At 76.5% G+C, this 3,371-nt stretch carries 4 protein-coding genes; 3 read left to right on the top strand and 1 reads right to left on the bottom strand.

Annotation, left to right across the window (positions count from 1 at the left end; translation table 11 throughout):
* Positions 1-221 precede the first annotated feature (221 nt).
* Positions 222-659 (top strand): Rieske (2Fe-2S) protein, encoded by a 438-nt coding sequence (locus AB0E83_RS35265; RefSeq protein WP_362120884.1) that lies wholly within the window; start codon positions 222-224, stop codon positions 657-659.
* A gap of 89 nt (positions 660-748) precedes the next feature.
* On the opposite strand, the gene AB0E83_RS35270 is transcribed toward AB0E83_RS35265, so the two are convergent.
* Complete coding sequence (locus tag AB0E83_RS35270; RefSeq protein WP_362120886.1) at positions 749-1,678, bottom strand: hypothetical protein; 930 nt, start codon at positions 1,676-1,678, stop codon at positions 749-751.
* 285 nt (positions 1,679-1,963) lie between these two features.
* Here AB0E83_RS35270 and AB0E83_RS35275 point away from each other — a divergent pair, with 285 nt between their 5' ends.
* On the top strand, positions 1,964-2,578 hold the full coding sequence (locus tag AB0E83_RS35275; RefSeq protein ID WP_362120888.1) for a papain-like cysteine protease family protein: 615 nt from the start codon (positions 1,964-1,966) through the stop codon (positions 2,576-2,578).
* A 5-nt stretch (positions 2,579-2,583) separates the two neighbouring features.
* On the top strand, positions 2,584-3,371 hold a 788-nt coding region (locus tag AB0E83_RS35280; protein WP_362120890.1), incomplete at its 3' end, for a hypothetical protein.

The raw sequence follows: 3,371 nt of genomic DNA on the forward strand, positions 1-3,371 counted from the left end.
CCGCCGGCCGGGCGGGACCCCGGGCGCCGGCCGGTGCGTCCGGACCGGCCGGCGGAGGGCGGCGCCGGGGGCGGCGCACGCTCCGTACGGCCCCGGCCGCGCCCGGCTCCACGACGGGGCCGCCCCGGCCGGATCGCGAGCGGGTCCCGGTCGAAACCGGCCGAAACGGCGCGGGTATCGTCGGGGCGACCACCCTGTCACCGTCCCCCCGTGGAGCGATCATGTCCGGCCAGTCCACCCGCCGTACCGTCCTGAAGGGCGCCGCTCTCGCCGGTGCCGCCGGGCTGGGAGTCGCCGCCTGCTCCACCGATTCCAAGCTGGGCCACGCCCAGGTGCCGACCCCGACCGCGCCGGTCGCCCTCGGCGCGCCGGACGAGGTCCCGGTCGGCGGCGCCAAGCTCTACCGCGAGCAGCGGGTCCTGGTGAGCTGCCCCGCCAAGGGCCAGTACAAGGCCTTCAGCGCCCAGTGCACCCACGCCGGCTGCGTCCTCGACAAGATCGAGGACAACGAGGGCAACTGCCCCTGCCACGGCAGCCGCTTCGACGTCACCACCGGCAAGGCCCTCAAGGGCCCCGCCACCGTCCCGCTCCCCGAGGTCGAGGTCCGCGTCGAGGACGGCAAGCTGGTCGCCGGCCCGAAGGCCGCGCCCTCCGCCTGACGGAGCCCCCCGGAGCCGGCCCACCGCCTCGACAGGGTCCTTGCGCCGGCCCTCCGCTTGCCGGCGGCCCCTGAACCGGGCCGGCCGGCTCACTCCCAGTCCCAGTCGATCCCCAGGATCCCGGGACGCACCCCCTGCTCCACGAAGTGCACCGTGCGGTGCCGGCCGCTCGGCGTCAGCTCCGCGCGGCCCCCGCGCGGCGCGCCCGCCGACGCCTGGGCGAAGCGCCGGCACCGGACCGGCAGCGCCGCCTCGTCGAAGGCCACCTGGAGCACGTACTGCCCGCCCGCGAAGCTGAAGCCGCGCAGGTACTCGCCGCTCGGCCCGGCCGTCCCGTCCTCGAAGCCGTACGAGAACAGATGGGTGTCGCCGGCCCGCAGCCGCGCGTCGAAGAGCAGCTCGGCGACGAGCACGCCCGTACCGGCGTGCCACCGCACCCGCCCCGTACGGCAGTTCTCCACCGCCCGCACCCGCACCCGCGCCGGATCGCACCCCGGGTCGCCGTGGTGGAGGGCGAGGTACCGGTCGACGCCGTCCCGGTGCGCCCGCACCACGTGCTGCGAGGTGCGCCCCACCAGCTCCCGGCCCGGCCCGATCCGCACCCGCTCGTGGTGGCCCACCGTGTGCAGTCCGCCGTCCGCCGGCGACTCCAGCTCCGCGAACAGCTCCTCCACCGCGCCCGACGCCTCCACCAGGGAGCGGTACGAGCGGGCCGCCGGCCGCTCCGCCCCCTCCCGGGCCACCGCGTCCTCCGCCAGCAGCCGCAGCAGCGAGTTCCCCGGCAGCTGGAGCACCTCCTCCAGCGCCCGGACCGCCTTCAGCGACTCCGGCCGCTGCGGCCGCCGGGCGCCCTGCTGCCAGTAACTCAGCGAGGTCACCCCGACCTTGACCCCCCGGTGGGCGAGGTGGTGCTGCACCCGCTGGAGCGGCAGCCCGCGCACGGCGAGCGCGGTGCGCAGGGCCAGGTGGAAGGGGCCGGTGTGCAGCAGCTGCACCAGATCGGCCTCGGTGTGGCTCACGCGGGCTCCTCGGTGTCTCCGGCGCACGCCGCGCACGCCCGTCCTCGGCGTACGCGGCGCGCGCGGTGAACGTTCACGCCCGGGCCGCGGACCGCCGCGGCCCGGACGGCGGGCGGGCTGGTGGGCGGCGGACGCGCGTTCACACCCGCGCCACACCGTTCACAGCCCGATGTCACCCCGCATTGAAGCGTGTTGACCCGAGCCCGACAACGGCCGATGCTCCAAGCGGTGTCCGGACGCCACCCCACCCCCACCCGCCCCCACCCCCGCACTGGGAGGAACCCCATGCGCAGACGACTCCAGAACAGGACGAGGGGCCTCGTGGCGTTCGCCGCCGCCGCGCTGCTCCTCGTCCCCGCCGCGGCCACGGCGTCCGCCGCGCCGGCCCCCGCCCCGGCGACGGACGGGACCGCCGCCCTCGCCGCCAAGCGCCTGAACATCACCATGCAGGCCCAGCAGAAGACCAACTGGTGCTGGGCCGCGGCCGGGAACACCATCGCCACCTGGTACGGCCGCGGCTACAGCCAGAACCAGTTCTGCAACGCCGCCTTCCAGCGGCAGCAGGGCTACGACTGCCCCAACTGGCAGGCCACCCTCGGCAACGTCCAGACCGGCCTGCGCTGGGCGGGCATCAGCCCCGGCTCGTACGTCGACGGCTGGCTGCGCTACTCCACCGTCCAGACGGAGATCGACGCCGGCCGGCCGGTCGAGACCCGCATCCAGTGGTCGAGCGGCGGCGGCCACATGCACGTCGTGTACGGCTACGACGACGCGAACAGCTGGGTGTACTGGGGAGATCCGTGGCCTTCCAGCAATCGCTACAACTGGGCCTCCCACGCGTGGTACGTGAACAACGCCTCCTTCTCCTGGACCCACTCGCTCTACCGGATCGGGGCGTGACGACGATGACCGCGACGACCACGACGACCACCTCCGCGACCACCGGGGCCGCCGCCACGGCGCTCGTGACCGGAGCCGCCGCGCTCCTCGCCCTCGGCCTCGCGGCTCCCACCGCCGCCGCGGCCCCGGGCGCCGACCCGCTGCCGGCCGCGCCGACCGCCGAGCAGGCCGCCGCCGCGCCGGAGACGCTCGCCACCCTCGGCCGCTTCTTCGCCCGCGACGGAGCGCTCGCCCGTACCGCCGCGGCGCCCCGGATATCCGGCCCCTCCGTGCCGGTCCGGATCCTCAGCGCCGACTTCGTCGCCGGCGCGGCGGACGCGCCCGTGGCCCGCGAGGAGTACCGGGCCAGCCTCGCCGTCGCCGCCGACGGCCAGAAGGCGTCCCTGTGGACGGTCCGCGGCCCCGGCGGCTGGCGGGTGGTGAACATCGCCACCGGCGACGACGAGATCCGGTACGCGCGCGAAGGAGCCCGGAAACTCCCCGGCGGCCTGGTCTTCCGCGAACCGCAGATCGACGCCTGGTACGTCCAGAAGGGCGCGAAGGTGCTGCCGCTGGACACGGACGCGGTGAACGCCGTCGGCGCCGGCGGCACGACCCTCGCCGCCTACCGGGACCGCGTCACGCGCGCGTACGCCGACAAGCTCCCCGCCTCCGACTACGCCCGCAAGGGCGCGGCGGGCGGCTACGCCCCCGGCGCGCCCGTCCCCGGGGCCGTCGTCCCCGGCGTGGGCGCGCCCGCGACGACCGGCGCCACCCCCCTGCGGGCGTCGTCCGCGGCGGGCGGGTCCTGGCA

Source organism: Streptomyces sp. NPDC035033, assembly GCF_040636735.1.
In the GTDB taxonomy this organism is placed as follows: domain Bacteria; phylum Actinomycetota; class Actinomycetes; order Streptomycetales; family Streptomycetaceae; genus Streptomyces.